Origin of the sequence: Brachyspira catarrhinii, from assembly GCF_005518285.1 — a bacterium.
GTDB classification, from domain to species: domain Bacteria; phylum Spirochaetota; class Brachyspiria; order Brachyspirales; family Brachyspiraceae; genus Brachyspira; species Brachyspira catarrhinii.
Window position 1 is genome coordinate 1 of the sequence record NZ_SJDU01000124.1, and the last position, 6,076, is coordinate 6,076.

At 29.8% G+C, this 6,076-nt stretch carries 6 protein-coding genes; 1 reads left to right on the forward strand and 5 read right to left on the reverse strand.

Annotated elements, in window-relative coordinates:
• Nucleotides 1-506: MBL fold metallo-hydrolase (locus EZH24_RS05990; protein WP_236847090.1), on the forward strand; the 506-nt coding region annotated here is incomplete at its 5' end.
• Here the strand turns inward: EZH24_RS05990 and map are convergent.
• The 5 genes from map to EZH24_RS06015 all read right to left on the reverse strand — a co-directional run.
• Nucleotides 507-1,301: a type I methionyl aminopeptidase gene (gene map, locus EZH24_RS05995; RefSeq protein ID WP_137998230.1), complete on the reverse strand. Its 795-nt coding sequence runs from the start codon at nt 1,299-1,301 to the stop codon at nt 507-509.
• A gap of 24 nt (nt 1,302-1,325) precedes the next feature.
• Nucleotides 1,326-1,592 (reverse strand): hypothetical protein, encoded by a 267-nt coding sequence (locus EZH24_RS06000; protein ID WP_137998231.1) that lies wholly within the window; start codon nt 1,590-1,592, stop codon nt 1,326-1,328.
• 30 nt (nt 1,593-1,622) lie between these two features.
• Nucleotides 1,623-3,704, reverse strand: coding sequence for a hypothetical protein (locus tag EZH24_RS06005; protein ID WP_137998232.1), 2,082 nt, complete (start codon nt 3,702-3,704; stop codon nt 1,623-1,625).
• Nucleotides 3,705-3,715: 11 nt separating this feature from the next.
• Nucleotides 3,716-5,566, reverse strand: coding sequence for a ring-infected erythrocyte surface antigen domain-containing protein (locus tag EZH24_RS06010; RefSeq protein WP_137998233.1), 1,851 nt, complete (start codon nt 5,564-5,566; stop codon nt 3,716-3,718).
• Nucleotides 5,567-5,735: 169 nt separating this feature from the next.
• Nucleotides 5,736-6,076, reverse strand: a 341-nt coding sequence (locus tag EZH24_RS06015; RefSeq protein ID WP_170310841.1) for a PepSY-like domain-containing protein, incomplete at its 5' end; no start/stop codon positions are given.

A 6,076-nucleotide genomic window follows, 5' to 3' on the forward strand; every position in this document is an offset into this window, starting at 1 on the left:
AATTTGAGGCTTTTTACGAAGGGAAAAAAATTACTTTCGGAAATATGCTCATAGAAGGAATATGGGTTAATCATCCATGCCATACTTTATCTTACAAAATAACTTCCGCGGGTAAAACCGTAGTTTATTTAACGGACCATGAACCTTATAAAAAACGACTGCATGAACAACATCCTTCTTTGGAACATTATAATCATAACGCCGATTTGCTTCATGCGAGACTAATAGATTATGTGAGAGGAGCTGATGTTTTGATAATAGAGGGCGAATATACTAAAAGCGAATATTATAACGGGCATGTAGGCTGGGGACATTCCACTTTGAACGATGCGATTCAAGTTGGACTCGACGCGGGAGTTCCTTATGTTATACTTCATCATCACAATCAAGATAGAACAGATTCGCAAATCAAATTAATTTATAGCAAATTGCTCGCTTTCTTAAAAAAAGAAAATATAGATTTACAACTCGCTTTTGCAAAAGAAGGCTCTTATATAAAAGTATAATTATTTATCCAACCCCAATATTTCCGCGCCGTCATTAGTTATCAAAACCGTATGCTCGAAATGAACTGCTAAAGAATTATCGTCAGTGGAAAGAGTCCATCCGTCTTTTTCTATAGAATATTTATTAGAACCGTTTGTAATCATAAGCTCCAAAGCCAGAACCATATTTGGTTCGAGGACAATATCGTTATTCGGATGATAAAAATTAAAAATGTAGGGCGCTTCATGATATTCGTAGCCAACTCCATGCCCCGTCAACGATTTTACTATATTGTATCCGTATTCATTAACTTTTTTTTCCACATTCTTTCCGTATTCGCTTAATAACGCTTTTGGTTTCAATTTAAATATTCCGTATTCCAATGATTCTTTGCATGCCGAAATTAATCTATAAACTTCTTTATTAACCGAGCCTAAATTTCCTTTTACTACAATCGTTCTTGCGCAGTCGGCGTAATATCCGTTATATTTGACTCCTATATCTATACAGACGGGTTTGCCATGAGCGAGTATTTTTTTTTTAGACGGAATTCCATGCGCTATTTCGTTTCCAATAGATACGCTTGTAGCAAAACCGTATCCAGAAACTTCAAGATTAGCGGGATAACCGTTTTGAGATTTAATATATTTTTCTACTTCTTTATCTATTTTTGACGCTCTTGTCCCAGATTTGCAAAAAGAAAAAGCCAAATCTATTGCATTTTGAGCTATTAACGCCGCTTTTCTTATATTTTCTATAGCTTTATCGTCTTTAACGGAAGGTTTAACAATATCTATAGAATCTTTTATAAACATAAACGCTCTTACTTTTATTTTGTTTTACTTTAAAGATTTTGGAGTGAATAAATAAAGCAATATTACCAAAATTATAGAACCCAAAATTGCCGAAGATAAATTTATTCTTATATATTCTATTATAGTATTGATTCTTGGAATATAATAAGAACCGAGTAAAGCTCCCGCTGTCGCTATTATAAACATCATTACAAATCCGCCGAAAACTTTCAACTGAAGAATATTATAAAATACTAAACTAACTATAAAACCAATCGAAATAAAAGCCAAAACCACAATAACATATTCCATCGATAATCAACCTCTGATTTTAATTTAATTTTAATTTGTAGAAAGTCCTATAAAAAACGATTTCAATTCTCCTTCTTCGTTTTGAATCGGAATAAAAATCATATGATAAATATTTTCTCTATCTTTAATATCGAATTTATCTTTCAACGAATCGGATGAAAACGGGTCGGACACATATAAAGTGCGATTATTTGAAAGTATCTTTTTGAATAATCCTTCGTTTTCGTCTATTTTTAATAATTCTTTAGTTTCTTCGGATAGATTTTGAGATTCGGAAACTCTATAAATTCCGTCTTCGTCTCTATTGAGCATCGCGCAATTTGTTATATCGAGTCCAGATTCTTCTTTTATCCAATCCAAAATTTCGTTCATACTTTTATTTACAAATTTTTTGCCTCTTATCGATTTTAATATATTCTTCCAATAAGCCGTCATATTTTCTCTAACCTTTTCTTCCGCCTCTTTATAATAAACATCTGGAACTTTAGGAACTTCTTCGGGATTGTATAATTCTTCGTCTATTAAATCTTCCTTATCAAAAGTGTCGCTTTCGTCCGCTTTCTTAACAATCTCGCCTTCGTAATCTCCAGTTATGGAATCTAAATCCATTTCGTCTCCGAGCAAGAAATCTTTATTAAGCGAAATATTGAAAGCATCGCTCGAAGAAAAATATTCGTCTTCCTTCCGCGTTATTTCCTCTTCGATAATAGAACCATGACTAATCAAAATATCTTCTTCGTCTTTTATAATATTTTCCATATCGTCTATGCTTTCTATAATATCGTCTTCTTTTTCGTCCAATTTTTCAAGCTCTTCCAAACTGTTATATAATTCTTCCAAATCGTCCAAACTTGTATCGTTAGAATTTTCAGAATTTTCTTCGTTATTTCTATTAGTTATATTATTTTCATTATCTTCTTTTTCGTTTTCTTTATTTTCAATTTTGTTGTCGTCTTCTTCGGAAAAATCTAAATTGTCCAAATCGTCTAAACTTAATTTTTCTTCTTTATTTTCTTTAGCTTCATTATATTCTTTATCTTTTTCGTCTTCGTTATTTTTAGTATCGTTTTCATCATTATTTTTTTCTTCATTATCTTCGTTAAAAATATCTTCAAGATTTATGTCGTTCAAATAATTAATATCGTCTTCGCTTAAAAGTTCAAAATCTTTTTTGCTATCTTCGTCCGTATTAACATTAACGCTGTTTATATTATAGTCTTTTTCCGAATCGTCATAATCGTCTATATCGATTTGACTTTCCTTAATCAATTTATTTCTATCGTATAAAACCGAAATTATCAAAAATATAAAAGACGATGATAAAATTAAAAGCAAAACATATTTTAAATATTTTTGAACAATCGGAACATTAAGCTCCAAAATTCCTATTGAAAAATTTTCTATTTCTTTAACTCTGCCCGAATATAACAAATAAGAAGAATTGTCTATATTAATAGTTTTTGAATCCGATTGCTCCATATATCGAGTTAAAGTGTCTCGAGATACGCTGTTTATATCTATCGCTGGATTATAATAAACGACTCCGTTCGGCAAAACTACAAAATTCAAATTGTAAGAAGTGTTTTCAAAAATCTTTTTAAATACGCTTGCTACAATATAACCGATTCTTATTCCGTTTTCGTTTGTAATAGATTTAATGAAATAAACTCCGTCATAATCTTCGTCAAAATAAGCCAAAGAATTTGAATTTCTATAATTATCAATATTAACGATTTTGCTTTTATCGGGAGAAGAAATAACCGTTTTACCGTCCGACAAATATAAAGCCACCGTATCGAACGCGTAATTTCCGCTTCTAAATATTGATATTATTCTATCTCTTTCCGAAGTGTCGATTCCGTTTATAACTACTCTTTGCAAAAAATCGGCGAACGGATAACTTTCCAATATTTTATTGATTCTTTTATCGTATTCTCCCACTATATTAAGAATACTGTTTTGACAAATTAAGGCGCTTCTGTCCAATTTTTTCGTGTCGACATCGAAAGCGTCTTTTTTTAATCCGAATACAAAAGCGATAAATAGAGCTATTATTATGGCGTTTAATAAAATAGCTATATGTATATAAATATTATTATTTTTATTAAACATAAAATTCCTAATCACTTCCTCATTATAGTTTTAGCGTTCTCTTCCGCCTTACTTATTATGGAAGCGAGCATTTTATCGAAAGCGGCGAATACATCGTCCGCATTATATTTATTTAAATCCGTATTCAATTTTTCATCATTGTTATTAATAATTTCTTTACTAAATCCTTTTTCCGTATTTGCAGAATTTGTTAAAACATTATTATACGAATCGAGAATATCTTTATTTACATTTTCCAATATCTCTTCGTTTATTTTTATATCCGTTTCTCTAATATCGTTTTCATTTTTTTCGTTAATTAATTCTTCAAAATTTTCTTCTTGATACGAAATATTATTAGCAATTTCTTCCATACTATTATCTATTTCTTCCGTTAGAATATCTTCCGTAACGCTTTCTTCAATAATACCTTTAATATTTTCTTTTATTTCGGTTTCTTTGTTTATCTCTTCCATATCGATTTTAATATCTTCTATTATTTCATTCGGTTCGTTTTCTTGTATTAGATTAATATTATTTATAAGATTTATATTGTTAAAATTATCTTCCATATCTTCGTTTTGAATTAAAATTTCAATATTATTTTCTTCTTTTTTATTCTCCATTTTTTCTTCAACTACTACCTTATCCTCATTGCCATTTTCTATTTTTTCTTCGATTTCAGAATCTTTTTTATTAATTTCACTTTTTATATTTGAAACCATATTTAATATTCCTTTTTTAATATTAAATTTTTCTTTTTTATTAAGCTCTTTATATTCTTCGGGTATTTTATAATAAACTTTTTCAACTACTGGCGGCATATCCTCTATGGCATCTGATTTTGGCAACTCGGAGTTTATTATATTTTCGTCTATATAGTCAAGTAATTCTTCTTCGTCATTTTTTACGCTTTGCAAACTCTTCATATAATCTTTATTGCTTTTAATTTGCATAATATATTTGAAGAAACGAACTATACCGTTTAATGCCAATTGAAATAATAATATTAAAAGCGCAGTTAAAGCCAAAACTATAAGCTCGAAATAATTAGGATATTCTTTGCCTATCATAGAAACGGAAAGCGAATCGTTTACGATAAAACTCGGCTGTCTCTTATAATATGCGAATCTGTTTATAACGCTCGAAACTTTTTCTATCGTATTGTCTCCGATAGATTCCCTCACATTATAAATTAAATTTCTCGAATCGCTTACATAGAGTCTCTTATCGGCGACTTGATAATACATCGCAATATCCGATACATAAGAATAATCGTTTCTCGTCGCCACTATCATCTCGCCGAAATTATTTTTTATATATTCCATTATATAAAAAGTATTTTCGTTCGTGGCATTTAAAACCAAAGAGCCTTTTTTAATTATCTCTTTAATTAAGTTATCGTTCAATTCGAGGGGCCAAGATTTATTTTTAGCCAAATATAGATTAAGACGCATTTTACCGTCCGTTCCAAAAACCGTCATTCCTCTTAAATAAGGATTTTCAACCGTCATTTTATAATAATCGTTTTTATATTTTTCAAATTCGTTTTGAAAATAATTTTTATTAGGATTATAGTTTTTTACAATATCTGCCGTTTGATACATGCTATAACCGACATAATCGGAAATCGACTGGCTTATTAAATTAACCTGATATTCGGATACGGTATTTCTTTTTATATTTAGATTAATCGCCGCTTTATCCATCATTTGCATCATCATATCGAGATAATCGTTTATAAAAATCGTCACTCTATTATTGGAAGGCAATATCGTGTTGCTTGCCGCTCTTGCGAACATTGCGATTATAAAGATTATTAAAAAAGATATTATCAAACTTAAAATAGTTTTAATTATTTTCTGCTTTTTATCGTTATTCATAAAGCGCCTTCTCAAAACTTGTAAATTTTAAATGATATTATAATAATTTATCGGTATAAATAACGCTTTTCTTGAAAAATTTTATATATTATAAAAATATAAAAAGGCAAGGCTGTAAAACCTCACCTTTATTATGATAAAATAAAATGATAAATAAAATAGTTAAATTTCAATCGTCAAATTTCTGCCCTATTAAAGTTCCGTTATTGTCAATATAAAGTTCCATCATATTGTTTAGCTTCACTTCAAAAATCGTGAATTGTTTTTCTATCTTTATTATAGCCGCTTGAGGATAAGTTCTTTTAACCGTAGCCATAACATTTTGAGGCAAAATCGAATCGGGCATATTCGTATAGGTTTTAACCTCTTTCCAATCGCCGTTTGGGAAAAAGTCTATTTGAGTTCCGTTAGCCAAATAAACTTCAATATCGTCCCAATCTCTTTCTATATAAGTTACTTCAACATTTGGGAAATGCTGTTTTATAAAGTTTTGAGCGTTTTGAGGAATTG

Bases quoted from the DNA above. Each gene is read 5' to 3' on its own strand.
- EZH24_RS06005 (WP_137998232.1), bottom strand. From the start codon at position 3,704: ATGTTTAATAAAAATAATAATATTTATATACATATAGCTATTTTATTA.
- map (WP_137998230.1), bottom strand. From the start codon at position 1,301: ATGTTTATAAAAGATTCTATAGATATTGTTAAACCTTCCGTTAAAGAC.
- EZH24_RS06010 (WP_137998233.1), bottom strand. From the start codon at position 5,566: ATGAATAACGATAAAAAGCAGAAAATAATTAAAACTATTTTAAGTTTG.
- EZH24_RS06000 (WP_137998231.1), bottom strand. From the start codon at position 1,592: ATGGAATATGTTATTGTGGTTTTGGCTTTTATTTCGATTGGTTTTATA.